20 protein-coding genes are annotated in these 18,342 nt (G+C 43.1%); 10 read left to right on the top strand and 10 right to left on the bottom strand.

The features are described 5' to 3' along the window. Positions 1-72: 72 nt before the first annotated feature. From HOP38_RS06675 to HOP38_RS06660, 4 genes are all read left to right on the top strand, one after another. Positions 73-1,284, top strand: coding sequence for an MFS transporter (locus HOP38_RS06675; RefSeq protein ID WP_198557707.1), 1,212 nt, complete (start codon positions 73-75; stop codon positions 1,282-1,284). 456 nt (positions 1,285-1,740) lie between these two features. Continuing rightward, positions 1,741-2,160: a hypothetical protein gene (locus HOP38_RS06670; RefSeq protein ID WP_006070585.1), complete on the top strand. Its 420-nt coding sequence runs from the start codon at positions 1,741-1,743 to the stop codon at positions 2,158-2,160. 140 nt (positions 2,161-2,300) lie between these two features. Further along, entirely contained in the window at positions 2,301-2,546 is a 246-nt protein-coding gene (locus HOP38_RS06665) for a hypothetical protein (protein WP_038222115.1), read from the top strand. Positions 2,547-2,876: 330 nt separating this feature from the next. After that, positions 2,877-3,068: a hypothetical protein gene (locus tag HOP38_RS06660; RefSeq protein WP_198557706.1), complete on the top strand. Its 192-nt coding sequence runs from the start codon at positions 2,877-2,879 to the stop codon at positions 3,066-3,068. A gap of 78 nt (positions 3,069-3,146) precedes the next feature. Here the strand turns inward: HOP38_RS06660 and HOP38_RS06655 are convergent, their stop codons facing one another. Next, positions 3,147-3,587 (bottom strand): ester cyclase, encoded by a 441-nt coding sequence (locus HOP38_RS06655; protein ID WP_006070583.1) that lies wholly within the window; start codon positions 3,585-3,587, stop codon positions 3,147-3,149. Between the two features lie 118 nt (positions 3,588-3,705). Between HOP38_RS06655 and HOP38_RS06650 the strand changes: the two genes are divergently transcribed. From HOP38_RS06650 to HOP38_RS06625, 6 genes are all read left to right on the top strand, one after another. Continuing rightward, positions 3,706-4,596, top strand: coding sequence for a LysR family transcriptional regulator (locus HOP38_RS06650; RefSeq protein ID WP_198557705.1), 891 nt, complete (start codon positions 3,706-3,708; stop codon positions 4,594-4,596). A gap of 172 nt (positions 4,597-4,768) precedes the next feature. Next, positions 4,769-5,344: a DUF1415 domain-containing protein gene (locus HOP38_RS06645; RefSeq protein WP_006070581.1), complete on the top strand. Its 576-nt coding sequence runs from the start codon at positions 4,769-4,771 to the stop codon at positions 5,342-5,344. A 384-nt stretch (positions 5,345-5,728) separates the two neighbouring features. After that, positions 5,729-5,992 carry a hypothetical protein gene (locus HOP38_RS06640; protein WP_006070579.1) on the top strand — a complete coding sequence of 88 codons (264 nt, stop codon included), beginning with the start codon at positions 5,729-5,731 and terminating at the stop codon, positions 5,990-5,992. 419 nt (positions 5,993-6,411) lie between these two features. Further along, positions 6,412-6,984 (top strand): nucleoside triphosphate pyrophosphohydrolase family protein, encoded by a 573-nt coding sequence (locus HOP38_RS06635; RefSeq protein ID WP_006070578.1) that lies wholly within the window; start codon positions 6,412-6,414, stop codon positions 6,982-6,984. 523 nt (positions 6,985-7,507) lie between these two features. After that, positions 7,508-8,995, top strand: coding sequence for a SulP family inorganic anion transporter (locus HOP38_RS06630; protein ID WP_038228347.1), 1,488 nt, complete (start codon positions 7,508-7,510; stop codon positions 8,993-8,995). Positions 8,996-9,016: 21 nt separating this feature from the next. Continuing rightward, positions 9,017-9,217, top strand: coding sequence for a hypothetical protein (locus tag HOP38_RS06625; RefSeq protein WP_198557704.1), 201 nt, complete (start codon positions 9,017-9,019; stop codon positions 9,215-9,217). Between the two features lie 115 nt (positions 9,218-9,332). Here the strand turns inward: HOP38_RS06625 and btuD are convergent, their stop codons facing one another. The 9 genes from btuD to HOP38_RS06580 all read right to left on the bottom strand — a co-directional run bounded on the left by btuD (position 9,333) and on the right by HOP38_RS06580 (position 18,010). After that, the gene (btuD, locus tag HOP38_RS06620) at positions 9,333-10,091 is read right to left on the bottom strand and encodes a vitamin B12 ABC transporter ATP-binding protein BtuD (protein WP_006070575.1); all 759 of its coding nucleotides are present in this window, start codon (positions 10,089-10,091) and stop codon (positions 9,333-9,335) included. Continuing rightward, entirely contained in the window at positions 10,075-11,073 is a 999-nt protein-coding gene (gene btuC, locus HOP38_RS06615) for a vitamin B12 ABC transporter permease BtuC (protein ID WP_006070574.1), read from the bottom strand. Before btuC ends, btuD begins: the two co-directional genes overlap by 17 nt. Positions 11,074-11,118: 45 nt before the next feature. Beyond that, positions 11,119-12,147 carry a succinylglutamate desuccinylase gene (locus HOP38_RS06610; protein WP_038228341.1) on the bottom strand — a complete coding sequence of 343 codons (1,029 nt, stop codon included), beginning with the start codon at positions 12,145-12,147 and terminating at the stop codon, positions 11,119-11,121. A 187-nt stretch (positions 12,148-12,334) separates the two neighbouring features. Next, complete coding sequence (locus tag HOP38_RS06605; RefSeq protein WP_198557703.1) at positions 12,335-14,134, bottom strand: M3 family oligoendopeptidase; 1,800 nt, start codon at positions 14,132-14,134, stop codon at positions 12,335-12,337. A 113-nt stretch (positions 14,135-14,247) separates the two neighbouring features. After that, on the bottom strand, positions 14,248-14,874 hold the full coding sequence (locus HOP38_RS06600) for a histidine phosphatase family protein (protein ID WP_006070571.1): 627 nt from the start codon (positions 14,872-14,874) through the stop codon (positions 14,248-14,250). Positions 14,875-14,902: 28 nt separating this feature from the next. Continuing rightward, positions 14,903-15,439 (bottom strand): bifunctional adenosylcobinamide kinase/adenosylcobinamide-phosphate guanylyltransferase, encoded by a 537-nt coding sequence (gene cobU / locus HOP38_RS06595; protein ID WP_038228334.1) that lies wholly within the window; start codon positions 15,437-15,439, stop codon positions 14,903-14,905. Between the two features lie 9 nt (positions 15,440-15,448). Then, complete coding sequence (locus tag HOP38_RS06590; protein ID WP_198557702.1) at positions 15,449-16,237, bottom strand: adenosylcobinamide-GDP ribazoletransferase; 789 nt, start codon at positions 16,235-16,237, stop codon at positions 15,449-15,451. Next, a complete protein-coding gene (gene cobT, locus HOP38_RS06585) occupies positions 16,234-17,262 on the bottom strand; it encodes a nicotinate-nucleotide--dimethylbenzimidazole phosphoribosyltransferase (protein ID WP_198557701.1) in 1,029 nt (342 codons plus the stop codon). The genes HOP38_RS06590 and cobT overlap by 4 nt, the downstream gene beginning before the upstream one ends. Positions 17,263-17,719: 457 nt before the next feature. Next, on the bottom strand, positions 17,720-18,010 hold the full coding sequence (locus HOP38_RS06580) for a hypothetical protein (protein WP_006070567.1): 291 nt from the start codon (positions 18,008-18,010) through the stop codon (positions 17,720-17,722). Positions 18,011-18,342: the final 332 nt, after the last annotated feature.

The raw sequence follows: 18,342 nt of genomic DNA, 5'->3' as shown, positions 1-18,342 counted from the left end.
TATATTTCATCAATCCATATTTGAGTGCTAACTTGGTCACATAAGCATCGTTTAGTTATAGAGAATCAGGTTGTGATAGAGCTGCATACGAAACAATACCAACAGATAACTTGGGCATTAGCCCTCGGCTCCTTTTTGGTGTTTTGTAATCTATATATCTTCCAACCAATCCTACCGCAGCTTGCTATACACTTTTCAGTCTCTGAAACTGAAATAAACTGGGTGTTCGCTGCTTCTACGCTAGGGCTGTCGGTATGTCTAGTACCTTGGGCTATTACTTCGGAGAGCTTAGGCCGACGGTTCGTTATGCTCGCAGGTTTATTTGCGATTCCTGTTATCGGTTATTTGATGTTGTTAACCGATAACTTATCGACACTCGTGTTTCTGCGAGCTTGTATGGGAGTATCCTTAGCAGCATTTGCCTCAGTAGCCGTCGCCTATATGGTAGAGGAATTATCCAGTGAAGCCTTTACTCGAGCTATCGGCGGCTATATCGCTGCCAACTCACTAGGTGGTATTGCAGGGCGTGTTGCTGGCGGTATACTCACAGGCTACTTTGATTGGCATACCGCGGTGCTAATTATCTCCAGCTTTACATTAGTTTGCGTCATCATTGTCGCCTTGCTATTGCCGAAGCAGCAACATTTCAAACCGACGCGTGGCCTTTTCTTTCACCACAACCGAGCCCTGTTAACTCACCTTTCAACACCGATAGTTTGGGTTGCAATGATTATCGGCGGTATTAATTTTGCACTCTTTGTCAATTTATACTCTGTTATGGGGTTTAGATTGGTGGCGGATCCGCACAATCTACCAGTCACGTTATCTGCGTTGATCTTCCTTTGCTACTTAGCGGGGACGGTTTCTTCCAAATGGACTGGCAAATGGCGCGCTCACTTCTCGCCAATTCTTGGAATGGCGCTAGGCACGACACTCAGCTTACTCGGTATGCTAGTCGCAATAATAGAGAGCATTCCTGCTATGTTGGTCGGGCTACTTCTCATCAGCGGCGGCGCGTTTTTTACTCATACATTGGCATACGCATGGGTAAGTCAGAAAGCGACTACCGCCAAAGCAACGGCTACCGCACTTTATCTTGTGCATTATTACGTAGGCGGAAGTATTGGTGGTTTCTTCTTACTATATTGTTGGCAACACGGTAAATGGACTTCTGTGGTTGAAGGTGGGTTAGTCTTATACCTTGTCCTGTTTGCATTATGTTGGAAACTTTCCAAGCTAGTTCGAGCAGAGCAAACTACGGCACTTGTCGCAGACTCTCGTTAAATCCTCTCCTAAACTTTCCTTTACCGTTGGGCACATACTAACCAACGGTAATCAATATTAATGTAAGTAACAAATAACGTTAATAACTTTTCTCGTTACAAACCTTAACTAATTGTTTAAGGTTTATTTACTTTGTGGCTATCCAACAACTCACAGAGTTATTAACGAACTACACCGTTAATATTAATGCTAACATTCTACACGAATCCGTGTATTAGCCCTCTAACAAACTTCCATGAAAAATTGTTAGAGGGTTCTTTTTAAAATATGAAATCACAAGATCGCCCAATTGAAGGTCATGTATGACAAGGACTATTAAAACCATTAGCCAAATAAGTTAAAAATCGTTTAATAATATAATCAAAATAACAGTAAAAATAGTTAATTAATCAACAAACCATGTCAGCCTATATAATCAAAATTAACATAAAACGAAGATTTTATGAGAGGTAAACAATGGGACGCGCTACAGCACAACGCAAACCTTTCCAAATTCTTACCAACCCTGATATAGAGAACTTATTGGGTGAGAACGCCCCACCTCTTTTCCCCGACGGGACACTATTCATAAACCGAAAAGTGAGCAAAGTGTATTGGTGTGTCGTATCTAACGGTGATTTGATGTCATTTGGAGGGCATGTTGGACGAAGTAAGAAAGCCTCGTCGCATAAGCTGCTGACAAGGCTAAGCGGCGATTTTATCGGTGGTTGGTTCTTGTGTCATGACATTAAGGTCATCTATACCGGGAATATCTCTCAACACCAATCTATCACTGAAGTAATTAAACATCGCAAGGTCTTTCGCAAAAGGCAAATTCCCGTAATGGAACCGACGATAAGAACCTTGAAAGATGTTAGATGTGCAAAAGATCTATGAACATCAATAATGAAGAAACCAAACATGACCAATAACAATATTCAAGTATTCTCTTTTTTCTCGTTATGTTTAGTTAACAATTGGCTAATGCGAGATCTACTATCTTATTTTTCTCTCAAAAGAACATCTAGGTATTAGTTATGAACACACTAACAATAAATGAACTATATGACCGTTTGAAAGAAAAGAAAGTCGAATCTGTCTGTTCTCAATGTGGCTCTGAATATTGGCGAACACCAAAGATCAATAGTCGCTATTCCAATATTTCGGCTCTACCAGATACTATCTATACGGTGACGATGGGCAACATTGAATATGTACATCTCTGTTGCGATAAATGCGGTTTCACTCGTTTTTTCTCAAAAGCGCTACTTTTTAGTCAGTAGCGGCATAAGAAGATGGATAAAGAAACGCTCGCTCTCATCCTACTTTTATTTTCTGCCTGCGCTGTCGCAACGACAACGTATTACTTGCTCAATGCTTGTTGATATGGCGCGTATAGTTAAGTTTTTAGACCACCCGCTCACAAAGACCCTACTCAAGGTCTGCACTACTGACTGTGTTGAGCGTCTGGCCATTGCGATGATGTGGCTCTGCTTTCTTCTTTTGATAGCTCCAGCGTTTCTCACTCTCATGGAATTACTCACTTAAGGATTTTTTGTTTTTAAGCGATTACAACTGTCAATCAAACAAAGACAAACAAGGAGGAAGTACCTATGAAAAAACTGATATTTCTAGCGCTATCACTAGCTGCTCCGCTAGCCTTCGCTTACACAGTCAAGTACGACTATGAGTTTAAGAATGGTGATCATCGTATTTGCCATTACGATGACAACGGTCGTGACTACGTCGTTGAAGTCCCACTGGCGAAGTCTTGTCCTGCGGAGGTAGAAAGAAAATCCGATTAACGATAAAAGCCATCTTATACAAGATGGCTTTCTACTTTGTTGACTCAAAGAAATACTTCGAATTCTATGCTGTAAGTGTTAATTACGCTCTTTGGTGACATCTAGGTGTAAGCCCAATTGGTTAGCCATACTAAGTTCGTTTCGTTCAACAATCTCTTCGATTATTTTGCCTTCATTATTGAAACGGAAATAGGTAAGGCTAGTCCATGTCACATCTTTTCCTGACACATCAAAACCCATCCACGTGTTTGAATTTTCAGCCTTATGCGTTAACGCCACGACTACTTCGCCCTCAGTCTCGATGACTCTTTGAAACGTTGTTTTCACACTTTCGTACCGTTCAGTAACACAAGATTTGAGCTTAGCTTCAAACTCTTCAAGCCCTCGTAATGTTGTTCCGCAATCCGGTCTATGGATCAAAGCATCAGCCGCAAAATATTCGCCCACACGCTCTGTTGCCTTTCCATCAACACAAAATTCAAAATAGTCTTTAATTGTTTGAACTTGTTTACTTGTCATCTTTATTCTCCTTTTACTTTACCTTTGTTTTTATTGTTATTTTATTGGCATCAGTAGATTTGAATAGACTTTAAAAGGTGGATAGGATGTCAACAATTAGTACACAATAAGAAGAACCATGAATCTACTTACACTTATGCGCTCGTTTATCAGTACCGTTGAAGAAGGCAGCTTCACTGGTGCTTCAAAGCAATTAGGCGTATCCAAATCTCTGGTTAGCCGAAACATTCGAGATCTAGAGAATCATCTAGGTACGCGGTTAATGAATCGTTCAACGAAAACACTGTCTTTAACTGATGCAGGTAAACACTACTACCTTGAGTCAAATATTTTAGTGACTAAGTTGGATACGCTGAACGACAGCATTAAGCACGATAGCGTTGCAATGTCGGGTACGTTGAACGTTCTCGCACCGAATGGTCTTACCGAGATCATGTTAATGCCATTCATCTGCGAATTTTGTACTAGGTATCCAGAAGTTAAAGTTAACCTACTCCTTGATGACGGAGTAAACGATATCTCTTCGCAAGGCTATGACGTCGCCATCCGCTCGGGTAACTTAGTCAAACAAGACCTAGATCTTGTTGCTACGAAACTCACTGAAAACCAATGCATTGTCTGTGCGTCACCACAATATTTGCAAAATCATGAGCCGATTCTACATCCAACAGACTTATTGTCTCATCGGGTAGTTGAAGACCCAAATCTTAAAAACTATTCTCTATGGCGTTTTCGCAAGGGCATAGAAGAACACGACATTGAGGTTTCGCCTTCGATTTCGGTCAATAGTGTTCAAGCCATTAAAGTGGCGCTGCTCAACCACTTTGGTGTCGCTATGCTCCCAAGACAATTGGCTAAAAAAGAAATCATTGATGGTAAACTCATCGAAGTGCTCAGCCACTACCAATTACAAAACCGGGCAGTGTACGCACTCTATCGAGAACGAGTTAATACACCTCGAAAAGTCAGAACGTTTATTGAGGAACTTAGAGCTTTCTTGATGCTTTGACTATTATTGACTGTGACCCAAAAGAGTTTCAAATTAGCCTCAACTGCATTAGCATGTGGCTAACTGACGCTTTAATCCAATGGGTTCGAGTATCATTTCACTTCAGCTGATGGATTTTTGGTGCCTCAGCTTAAGCAACTGAATAGCAACAATGCGTTGATTACAAAAATATATGAAAGAAATTAGACCCTTACGTGAAGAAGTAGTAAAGATCGAGCAGCAAGTTCAACAGTGGTTGAAAGATGTGGTTATTGGTTTAAACCTTTGCCCTTTTGCCGCTAAACCAGAAAGAAACAAGCAAATCAAAACTTTTGTTAGTCTGGCCAATAATGAAGAAGGTCTTTTAGAAGATATTCTGGGTGAACTGATGTTATTGGAACAAACCGAAGTGAGTGATCTCGAGACCACGTTGGTTGTAGTTCCGAACATGCTTGAAGACTTTATGGACTATAACTTCTTTATTGATTGGGTCGAAGCGCTTATCAAACAAAATGATTGGGAAGGTATTTACCAAGTCGCGACATTCCACCCAGATTACTGCTTTGGTGGTGCAGAGCCAGAAGACCCAGAAAATCTGACCAATCGTTCTCCCTACCCTATCTTCCACCTTATTCGAGAAGAAAGTATGGAGCGAGTGCTAAAGCACTACCCGAATCCGGAAGCGATCCCAGATAATAATATTGATCGCGTCAGCGCTCTAAATGAATCGGAAAGAAAACAATTGTTCCCATATCTATTTGGTCACTGATCAAATTCAAGCTCTGCTCAAGTCAACCTTACATTGCGATTTTAGTCGTATCGAAACCGTTAACTCAGTGGTAGTTTCACCTTAATTGATTTGATGAGACTACCACCATGAAACCTTGGATTAAATTTATCCCTTTGATTCTGCTTGTCACCTATTTTGTGACCTACGACATCATGGATCAAATGGGACATGACAACGCAGCCCAAACTACGGCTCAAATAGAGTCAACGAAGTGATTAGTATGCCCACTATGCTGTTAGTTTAGTGGGCGAACTTTTCCACGTATAAATGCCATACAATTCTGACAAGTCTTTGCTTTGTAGTATTCATGCCTACTGATACACTACAGCCATCCTTAAGACTCTATTCATTCAGCATTTTAATATGAGTTTATCTCTAACTATCTACAATACTGTTGGAGAAACAGGCATCGAACTTGCCACTTTTTCTAACGCTTGCTCCGATAGCATTCTCGCCCAATGGAATGCCATATCAACAGCAAACCAAGTCACGCCTCACTACCTCGTGCTTTTAGATGGCAAAGATCATGTGAATAGTAAGTTTATTAATCAAAAAGAGGTGTATCAGTTACTAGAACTATGGGGCAATTTCGATGACTTTTATACTGAACTGCCAACTGACAGATGACACTTCCAACACAAACTTGTGTCTAGTTAACGCCCATTTTACTGCGCTATTGAGTACAAGATGTTAAAAGGCCACCTCGAAAGGTGGCCTTTAAGTACGACGACTCGGGACCCTAATTCCGAAACGACGTTTTCCAAAAAGTACGTGTACTTTCTGAAACTGTAGACCAACCCGTTCTCGTATACATGACACCGATTGGTCGAAATTCACAGCTTGTTTTGGGGATCGAAATAATTCTAATAACAATCATGATCTTATTCAATCTTACAGTGATTAGATCGTGAACAAAGTGCACACACAAATTAGCAATAGTGATAATTCAATCACACTTATATCTACAATACGCATATATCGCATTGCTAGCGAAAAGCTATGGTGTTTGATAGGATCGTAAAACCTATACCAAAAGACAGAAATCGATGAAATTAACCAAACTTACCCAAGAGATTTTCGATCACCTTTATCGTGATATCACTGAGTTCCGTACTACATTTGACCTACCAGTAAATGACTCTAATTCTCTAGATGATGCAGCGGATACTTTGCATAGCTCTCTTGCTATCGAAGAAATGACTGAGTTGGCCGAAGCTGACAGCAAAGTCGAACAAGCGGACGCGATCATCGATTCTGTTTATGTCTTAATGGGTCGCTTAGTGCACCTTGGCGACAGCAAAGTAGAAGATAACGTGGCTATCAGTTACCTTATTGAGCTTCTACTGCATGTAGCAGCCAACCGCGACATCGACTTCATCAAATGCTGGGATGAAATCCACTCTAGTAACATGAGCAAAGTATGCCGCAACGAGCAAGAGTATGCGGAAACTGAAGCGCACTACGCGAAGCAAGGCATTGCCCTAATGGCCGTTCAAAAAGGCGAATACATCATCGCAAAATGTGCTGAAGATTTCGTTTCTGAAGCAAAAACAATTCGTAAAGGCAAAGTACTTAAATCCGTCTATTACCGCCCAGCAGATCTAACTCCTTTGGTATAGACCGAGCGACTTGCTTTAAAATGGCTATCCTTGTGATAGCCATTTTTGTTTCCCTTAGAATCATTCACCCCTTCGCTTTATTTCTACCTATCAAAACTGCAAGTTATGATTGAGCATCTATGCACATAACGAGATGAGCGTACAATGCCAGCCATTCGATACCAAGGCAAAAAACCTAATGCAAGTTTATAAAAACTGGCGCTAGTTTAATACCTTAGTGCTATCGAATAACTCTTGTCGGCGCTCTCCCAAGCGTCACAGCTATACGCAGACTGATTGAGGCATCTTTGCCTTCTTGAGGTCAACACAGCATTGGTCACGGCATGTAAGTAATTACACGATTACTCACTGCGATTAGGTATCGTCCCAGATATCTGGTTGTGACTACAAAATCCCAAAAATGAACGCTCGGCGACAGCCGAAACAAAAAGAACTTAGGTTCTAAACGACAAATTCGTACTTGCGCTCGCGCGAAACGAAGTTGGCTTTTTACAATTTGATAATTAGGACAGAACTCATTTATATGGCAGTTTTTAGTAAAGAAGAGTGGTTTAGTAACATCAGCAACGACCTCTTAGCAGGTATTGTTGTTGCCCTAGCATTGATTCCAGAGGCTATTGCTTTTTCGATTATTGCAGGATTAGATCCTAAAGTAGGCTTGTATGCCTCGTTTAGTATCTGTGTCGTCATTGCTTTTACTGGCGCAAGACCTGGCATGGTCTCAGCGGCTACTGGAGCCATGGCTTTATTGATGACCTCTTTGGTTAAAAACCACGGATTGGATTACCTTTTGGCAGCAACCCTGTTAACCGGAGTGATTCAATATGTAATCGGTTGGCTTAAACTGGGCAATCTGATGCGATTTATCGCCAAATCGATCATTACTGGGTTTATCAATGCGCTAGCCATTTTGATCTTCATGGCACAATTGCCTGAGTTGACCGATGTGACATGGCACGTGTACGCACTAACACTAGCAGGATTAGGCATCATTTATTTGCTTCCTTTAATTCCTAAAATTGGCAAGGCGTTACCCTCTCCTTTGGTGTGTATTGTCGCGATTACCCTAATCAGTACCTACCTGGGTTTTGACGTCAGAACCGTTGGTGATATGGGTGAACTGCCTAATACTTTACCAGTGTTCCTTTTACCTGATATTCCATTCAATTTAGAAACGCTGCAAATCATCTTCCCTTATTCACTTGCCTTAGCAGTTGTTGGCGTGTTGGAGTCACTAATGACGGCGACCATCATTGATGATTACACCGATTCAACCAGTGATAAGAACAAAGAGTGCAAAGGTCAAGGTATTGCTAATATTGTTGCAGGATTACTGGGCGGCATGGCTGGTTGTGCCATGATTGGTCAGTCTATGGTTAACATGAAATCAGGAGGAAGAACTCGACTGTCCACCTTATTTGCCGGCGTAGCATTGCTGGTAATGGTAGTTTTTCTTGGCGACTTCTTAAAGCAAATCCCAATGGCTGCACTTGTCGCTGTGATGATTATGGTTTCCATCTCCACCTTCTCTTGGAAATCGCTGGTCGAGATAAAACATCACCCACTCCAATCCAATGTCATCATGCTAGCAACGGTGGTATCCGTGGTTATGACACATAATCTCGCCATCGGCGTGCTAGTTGGCGTACTTTTGGCTTCCGTATTTTACGCCAATGCCAGTATCTCTATCATGGATGTGGTCGACGAAGTTATTGTTGATGGAGAGCATATTACTCATAAGGTTCATGGGCAGATTTTCTTTGCATCAGCCTACGACTTCGTTGATATGTTTAGCTATGACAATGAGCACCCTGTGGTCACAATCGATTTATCAGATGCTCACTTTTGGGATATTACCGCGGTTGATGCCTTAGATAGAGTGGTATTACGTTTTTCCAAACTTGGTAATCAAGTTGAAGTCATCGGGATGAATCCTCAAACCGAAGCTCTGGTCAGAAAATACGGTAAATATGACAACCCTAACTTCTTAACTATGACATTCGGTCACTAATCACCATTGGGAGAACCAACAATGAGCTTACGTTATGACGAAGAACTCGCTACCTATTTTGGTGATGAAGATATGAAGTTAGATCGGCTTTTGTATCTACTGGAGCAAACGCGGAGATATGAATCAAGATTATATTGGATGAAATTGAAAGTGATGATTTTTGGGATCGCAATTCCATCCATTTTATCTGTTATTGCGATTTTCGTGGCTATCAACCACTAATGTTAATTCTTCAGTTCAATCATTAAGCTAAGCATAGGTTAGCTGTACAAAGCTAACCTATTACGACGATGAGGCTGTTCGTCCAAATGCGCTGATCATTCTATTAACGGCATCATTAATCTTCAAAAATAAGATAGGCTCTGCCGTTATGCTCAACCTTTTGCACATTGGTCCTGTAAACTGAGTTAATGTTCTCAACTGTCAGAACATGCTGGCTACTCCCTACCGCTTCGAGTACACCATTGCTCAATAGCACAACATTGTCCGCCCTTCTCAAAGTCACGTTCAGATCGTGATTCGCCACAACGACAGTTGTACCCTGTCCAGTGACAAGATCTATGAGTCTATGGAGGTATTTTTCCTGGCCAATATCAAGTGGAGCCGCTGGTTCGTCCAGAATTAGATATTTGGCTAATGGGTTGATGGGTTTCCAAACTTGAAGACAACAAGCCGCTAACCGCACTCGCTGCCACTCACCACCAGATAAATGATGGACGGTACGACTCAACATGGTATCCAGATTAAGCAGTTCGACAATAGATAGAATGGCTCGATTTACCTCTTCGCTGTCATCTCTGCAATTTGCAGGAATGGATAACGAAAGAAACTGGTAAACAGGCATATTGAACGCTGGGCGAGCGGATTGACTGAGATATGCTCGCGTTAATGCAATATCTGGCAGAGATAAGGTCGACAGCGCCGTACCTTCAATAACAATGTCACCTTGATAGTCAATCACACCAGCTAAAGCTGCTAGTAAGGTGCTTTTGCCACTACCGTTCGGACCAATAACATGCGTTAGTTGTCCCGTTGGGATATCGATCGTCAATGGTAGTAACCTAGTGCCAATAGTTAGGTTATGAACTTGAATCATGACTTTTCACCAGCATCCAAATAAAGATCGGCGCTCCTATTGTCGTGGTCATCACTCCAACGGGTAGCTCAGCAGAATCCAATACTAGTCGCGCAAGTATGTCAGAGATCACCAACAATGTTGCTCCCGTTACCGCAGACAATGGCAACAGATAACGGTTTTCAGTGCCGAAAGCCAAGCGAAGTAGATGCGGGACAACTAATCCAACGAAGCTAATCACACCACCTAAAGCAACCGAGCCACCTACCAACAGCGATACACAAAGGATAAGTTGCCAACGGACGCGGTTTACATCCACCCCCAATTGCTTAGCGTGAACTTCTCCTACCATCAACTTATCCAAAACCTTACCTTGAAGGCATAGCCAGATGCCTATTGGAATCATTAACACCGTGAGAACATGCTGATACCAACTTACGCCACCGACGCTTCCCATCAACCAGTACATTAACTGGCGAAGACTAAGCTCGTCACTGAAGTAGAACGCCCAAGTCACCACAGCGCTAGATAGTATTCCAAGCGCGACCCCCACTAACAGCAGTCGAGTTGTTGTCAATCTCATGGTTTTGGCCATACTCACCAATATCAAGGTGAAGCCAAGTGCCCCAACCACCCCGGATAACATAAAACCCAGTGGCGTCGCAGCCGCGGGAAAAGCAAACAAAATGATCACCATTCCTAAACTGGCACCGCCTGAAATACCCAGGACACCAGGTTCTGCGAGTACATTACCTAACAACACTTGCAGCGAAGCACCAGAGAGCGCGAGCGCGGCTCCAATCGCTGCGGCAGCAAGCAGTCTTGGTAAACGCAAATCATAGAGAAGACGAGACTCAAGTGCGGTCTGAGGTGAGAACGGATTAATAAAAAGCTCTCCAACCGATAGGTGGAGTAACGCGAAAATAACTAAGACGCCAGTCATCGCAATAATCAATTTGCGCCAGCGTCTTTGGTTTTGATTCAGTAACTGATTGAATTCCATTTGAGAAGCATAACAGCGGCGATGCAGAACGCCACTGTTTTTCGATCAATCGTAGACCAGTTGGTCATCCTCATAGCGGGTTGCCACTTTAACCACCATCAAGGCAGCGCGTTGCCCAACCACCACTTTGCGGTTCGGAAAAACAATGGCTTCATGATCGTTCTTTGCCATTAATGGTTTATCACCGTCATGGCCAAAGACTTCACCGTGTTTAAACTCTGTGAAATTCTCGACATCATCGTCAAACAAGAAGCCAAAATCATCATGGTGACGAACCACAGTGCGTGACACACGATAAATGACTGGCTGCTTCGCTAAATGCTCTGGTGTTTCTTCAGACAATAGATCTCGAGTAGCAATATCAAACGCAAGCAGTTTTTCCAGATCGTTTTCGCCAATTCGCGCTACACGCCCAAGCTCCATTGTTAACGCTTGTGCGCCATAATTCTCGGCGGAGAACCAACTAAACGTACTCGACGGCGCATTGGATAACAGCACCGCATCCATATGCGCGCTCGCAACGTAATCAAACAGAGCCTTGCTTCTTACCGCATGTCGTGCACGAGGGCTAACGACAAAAGAATAGTGTTTTGATTCACGAATCGCACAGTGCAAATCCAAATGCCAGCGACTTGCCTCTTCTGTTCCTTGATAAAACTTGTCGACTAACAATCTCAAGTGCTTAGCAATCGCCACCTCACGGTTTACGGCGTGCTCTTTACTACCGAATAATCGATTTAGATTCTCATCAATAAAACGAGTATGTCGGTTGGTAGCCTCTGGATGAGCAATGATAAACAGACAACGAGCATTCAGCTTTAAAAAGCCCGATTCTATGTCTTCCACCATTTTGCTGACCAGTTCCATCGGTGCTGTTTCGTCACCGTGAATGCCACATGAAATTATGATGTGTTTACTGTCTTTATCTAGATGTTTTGGGGTAACTTCTAATACCCCACGATAACTCAGTTCCATTTTCACTCCATCTGGAGTGTTCAGCGATTTTGCAGTGAACTCAGTTTCGGTTTCCAATGTATCTTTCAGAAATGACTGGCGAAAAAGCGATTTCGTCATGCGCTGCTCCCTATCTAACAGCGGTATGGTAATGAAACATTCAATAAATTTATACGGATATGATCGCGTTTATCGAAGTAAGTCTCGTAACTTTAAGGCAAAACACCTATTTTACCGAAAAATCAATGTTGAGCACTACGCATGTGGTGACATAACTACCCTATCACCACAGACGTTTCAGGCTTTCTTAACTTTCTAGGCTATCAAGCAAAGATTCAAATTCATCCACTTTCAACGCCAACTTAGCCATTCCTTCATTCCAAAATGAGGCTTGAGTGAGGTCTTTACCCATGTGCTTCAACACCACCTCTTCAGCTAAATAAGATCCTGTATCTCGTAACAAGGAAACATAGTCAGGGAAGAATGCCTCTCCTTTGCTTGTACGCTGTGCATAAACACCCTGGCTAAATAGATAACCAAATAAATATGGATAGTTGTAGAAACTCAGTTCAGAGATGCTGAAATGCAGCTTGCTCGCCCAGAAATATGGATCGGTTCCTGACATGGAATCACCATACCAATCACTCCATGTTGTCGACATAAGTTCGCATAGCTGTTTGGCGTCCAACTCACTTGTTTCTCGGGCTTCATAGAAGGCTTTTTCAAACTCATAGCGCACTGGAATATTTATCGTCAGAGCGTAGGCAGAAGATAACTCCTCCCACAGCATTTCTAGCTTCTCTTCCGTGGTTTGCGCTTGATCTAACAAGTAATCTCGAACGATATTTTCAGCAAAAATGGAGGCCGTTTCTGCCAAAGTCATCGGGTAATGAGTGCGACACAGAGGCAAGTCACGCATCACCCAGTTGTGAAAAGCATGTCCTAGCTCATGAGCTAACGTTAGCAAATCCGAGCGGCTACCACCCCAAGTCATAAAGACCAATGGCGTGCGTGTCGCGGCAAGCTTGGTACAATACGCGCCTAAACGGCGGTTGTTTGACGGCTCCGCATCAATCCAACCATTATCAACCATGGTTTGAACAAACTCCGCCATGGATGGGTCGACCTGTTCAAATGCGGCTTTAATGACCGCGATGCCTTCTTCAAAAGAATAGACTTGTGCTTCGCCACTGTTTAATGGTGGCATCGCAGCGAGGTGGTTCCAAGGTGTCATCGCATCAAGTCCATGAACGCGAGCCATTAATCTTCCCGCTTTCTGACCTATTGCTTTACTCTCATTAGCAGCAGACATCATCGCATCCAGTGTTTCTCGTTGAATACGATTCTCGCGCAAGCTAGAGTCTAAGAAATGTTCTTGCTTCGCTTTTGAACGCTTTTTACCTTCATTGTGTCGCCAACCGGCTAAGGCATTCACGATGGCAGCAAACGACGTTTCATTAGCTTTCATGGCTGATTGAATGCCTTCCCAAGCAGCTTGCTGCTTAGCAAATTCACCACCATACAAGAGACTCGCCGCTGTTGAAAATCCTACGGTTTCAGAGCCGGAATCCGTTTTGATATCAATGGTCAGTGAGCCAGTAATATTATCGTATAACCTGCCCCATGCATCGCGTCCGTCCACTTGCATCGCTGAAAGCAGTTGCTCTTCCTCAATGCTCAGCTGAGTTTCGGCTTTGCGCTGCAATAACTCTATTTGAAAACCTTGCCCGGAGACTGAAGGATTATCATGATCTAAAACTTGTTCTATGAATGACACTTCCGCCAACGCTAGGGTATTTTCATACGGCGTAAACGCCTGCTCCAGCTCTGAGTTGAGCTGAGCAATACGTCCAATTAACTGTTTGGCTTGTGTATTTTGCGCATCTGTAGAGGCATAGCAATTTGCCAAGGTATTTACGGTCGCCAACAAAGTGCCAGCCGCCTCCATGGTTTGAATCGCATTTTGCATCGCTGACACGTTTTGACGTTCACCACTATGGCTATTCAACAATTCAATAGAACGTTGAATCAAAGCAATGTCTTGCTCTACTTTTGGATCATCAAGGTTTTGATAAGCTATTGATAGATCCCAAACGGCTTTGTTCATTGCGATATTTCCTTGTATTAGTGTTTCGCGAAACCTAAACATCATTGATTCCACGAGACCTAGTTAACGGTTGCTGACAGCCTTCGAAGAGGCACAGCTGCCGTAACTCACTGTTATAACTTAAAAGAATGTAGAGAGGCCCCGACCGTTTTCACTTTTACATGCGCAGGGAACTCGGAATTAAACTGTAAATGAGTGATAGAGGCATTGCCAATATCAAGCGTTGAGTAGAGCTTTGGATTGGCCCAATCTAAACCAACAACTTCCGCTAAAATCAATCGAATTACACCACCATGAGCAACGACCAATGTTGTTTTATTGGGCTGACTAAGTAACGCAAGAAGGCTGTGCCAACCGTGAAGAACACGAGCTCTAAATTGACTCAGTGACTCGGCTTGTGGAAGAGGATGGTTCACCGGGTCACTCCAAAACGGCTCGACGCTCAACCAATCTTGTTTGCTCATCTTATCAAATGGGACACCATCAAAGGTGCCAAAGTTCATTTCAGCCAATTCATCGACGTGCGCTACATCGATATTCATCGTTTGACTTACCATTTGCGCTAGCGTGGCACAGCGCTTTAAAGGAGAAGAGTAGATGTTTTGAATATCAATTTGTGTGGCGGCCAAAGCTGAGACAATGTCTAGGTTGGTATTCTTAGCAACTTCAACATCGGTTACGCCGTATAAAGCTGGAGGCGCCGATACTTTGCCGTGACGCATCAGTAAAATGTTCTGCATTACCTTCCCTTGTTACTCCGCTCCGCAGTTACTTCAAAACTAACGGTAAACCAGCGGCGACAAACACAACTTTCTCTGCAATCTTTGCGATTTGTTGGTTCATACGCCCCCCATTATCCACAAAAAGGCGAGACACTTCGCCCATAGGCACAACCCCTAAGCCGACCTCGTTCGACACGACAATTACATGCGCATCACATTGTGCTAAGGCCTTGACTAAGGTTTCAATTTCCCTCATTAAACCCAGATCATCACAGTCGTCACCTAAATGGAAAAGGTGGTTGTTCAGCCACAACGTGAGGCAGTCAATAAGTACGACATCCGACGATGAGAAGGTCGATAATTGCTCCACCAGCGCCAATGGGCACTCCCACTCTCGCCAGCCAAGTCCACGTTGGCGACGGTGGTGCTCAATACGAGCGCGCATTTCGTTATCAATCGGCTCAGAGGTTGCTACATAATGCTTGGTAAGCCCCTCGCTAGCGTCAATTAATTCCGACACTCTATTTTCTGCAAAGCTTGATTTGCCTGAGCGAGCACCGCCTATTATCAATTCTACTGGCACAGACTTCTCCTATGGCACAGTGTATGCGAGCAAGATAAGGTAAACCGACAGCTCCACGATTTGTTGCGCAGCGCCAAGGCAGTCACCTGTGAATCCACCTAATCTCGCCATAAGCCAACGTTTAAATCCTATTCGAAATAACAATGCCCAAATCACTAAAGTAATAGTGATTTGCATACCCCAATAAACCGCTGGAAGCAGTGCACACACAGCGAGAAAAATAAGCTCTTTTTGTGTTTGTTGATTAGCTAGCGGTTTGCTTTTGCTACCCTCTGGATCAGACACATACGGCATCGTCGATATCAACGATGCCGCGACGGCTCGACTAAAAACATACGCCAGAATAATAGCGGCAATGAACTGGTTGTGGTTAGCAAGCTCTACAAGGGTGACGAACTTTAACAGTAACACCATCACGAGTGTGCTGACGCCGTATGTTCCAAGTCGGCTGTCTTTCATGATAAGCAGTCGTTTTTCGACCGTCATTCCACCGCCAATGCCGTCTGCCATATCTGCGAGGCCATCCTCATGAAATGCACCCGTTAATAGCAAACTAAACACCATTGTTATAACAACAGCGACAGACACTGGAAGCACAGTACTCGCAACAGTAAAAACGAGCCCACACAGTGCCCCAATAACAAAGCCCACTGCCGCAAAATAACGACCGGAGCGATTCATCCGCTCAGTGGAATATGGCGTGTCTTTAGGTATCGGCAAACGTGAAAAAAAACTCAATGCGAGACAAAACAGTTGCCATTGATAACGCCACCAACTGCGAGATTTTTCGTTACTCACACTGTTACTCCAGCACTCTCGAAGCTTGCCATTGAGTTATAGAACTCAGCCGCACATTTAATAAGTGGATACGCAAGTGCCGCTCCAGTCCCTTCACCTAATCTTAGCGACAAGTCTAAAAGCGGCTTCGCGTTAAATTGTTCCAATACATAACGATGCGCTGCTTCTTGAGAGGTATGAGAGAACAGTAAAACATCTTCTAAGCTTGGTTCTAACTTAGCGGCGATAAGCGCTGCAACGGAAACGATAAAGCCATCCACCAACACTGGAACGCGTCGTTTTGCGGCTTCTAGAAAACCACCCACCATATGAACAATTTCAAAACCGCCCAGTTCGGATAAGATCTCCATGACTGATTTGCTCTGCACTCTATCGACACCTTGCTGAACCAACGCCAGCTTTAGCGCAAGTTGCTCGGCATTAATTCCAGTCCCAAGCCCTACGCTCTGGGCCACTGGTAGCTCGGTGATAGCAGAAAGCAACGCTGATGCTGAGCTAGTATTACCAATACCCATTTCGCCAAACATGAGTATGTTTGCGCCGCTTTCTATCTTTGATGCGACGATATTCCGTCCCGCTTCGATACCTTGTGTAGCTTGTTCTAGTGTCATTGCAGGATGTGCGGAGAAATCATCCGTTCCACATCCTAAACGACTCAAAACTAAGGTACCTGAACTATCTGAAACTGGCTCAAGCATTCCGCAATCTACAACGGAGAACGCTATCTCGTTAGCACGGCAGAAACAGTTAATTGCAGCGCCACCGGCAAGAAAGTTCATCACCATTTGCTGAGTTACCGCACTTGGCGCAATGCTCACTCCTCGCTCGGCCACACCATGGTCGCCAGCAAATACTATGACATGCGGATTTGATACATCGATACTAGTTGCTAAATTACCTAAAGAGAGGCTTTGAATCTTTGCCAACTGGAAAGCGATGCCCTCAAGCTTTCCTAATGCACCTAATGGCTTGGTCTTTTGGTCTATTCGGTTTTGAATAGATTGATCAAATGTATTCGCTAGCATGACGTCCTTTCTTTATGGTTCCACTTACTCTAACTCCCTGCAAAACGGTCAAAATTTGCATTAGAGCTTATAAGCTATACTTAGGGTTCACCTAGTGTACTTATTACGAGATCACAAACCAACTTTAGATCTCACCCAAATCTTGGAAGCATAACGTGAAGGACAGCCTTGTATTGCCAAGATCATATCAACAAACGTACATTGAGAAGAAGGAATTGAGTTAAATCGGACTAGGTGTTGAAAATAACAACATAACAAAAAAGTGAGGAGGCAATTATGCTTACCAATCAAAGAGCTCCGTCTAAAAAAGGACCGCAAAATAGTAACAAGAAACGTTCTAATGTACCTTTATCGCTGACGTGACCAAATCACTTAACTGTAAGTAAAATAGTAAAGCCCCCTACAATGCTGTAGAGGGCTTTTTAGTGTCCGTCATTTTAGAGGGAAAGTTGGCTTGCTAAGTGTCAATCGGCTGCTGAAGTTCAGAAAATAGTTGTGCAAGGCCATCGTCTGAGATCACTGGTGTAGTTTTGTGGCAAGTAGAACAATTACTCGGCTTTCCATCGCACATTTGGCGCATCATAATATCATCTAAATTGCGCGTACCTTGCTTGCAATCATGCTCAATAGTTTTAAATACGTGACATTTATCTGAGTTAGGTATATCCGCTAACCCAACGATAGAAACTCCTTGCATCCTCGCAAGCACAAGAAGCTCTTCTATCTTCTGTTTTAATTCTTGATTCATATTATTGTCCCGACTCTGGCGGTCTTTACCTGTCTATTTATACTAAAGTCTAATGTACTTATTAAATCCAACAACCTTGATCACTTAAATTGATACATTTGTCATATTTCTAAACTATCGTCCTATTTTTATAAAACGCTTCGCAAACGACAGCACTTTGTAACATGCCGGTAAATATATAGCTTCCAAGAATATAAAATAGGTTAAATATCACACAATTAAACGGCTAAATGCAATACGATGCATGATACTAAACCACCCAAGAAAGGCCAATTATTACACCAGCATCCACCTTTATAATCGCACTTTTATCTACAAAACAATCAACAATA

Source organism: Vibrio mediterranei (genome assembly GCF_013364395.1).
In the GTDB taxonomy this organism is placed as follows: domain Bacteria; phylum Pseudomonadota; class Gammaproteobacteria; order Enterobacterales; family Vibrionaceae; genus Vibrio; species Vibrio mediterranei.
The sequence above is the reverse complement of the archived record's forward strand: the minus strand, read 5'-3'. Positions and strand labels throughout refer to the sequence as shown.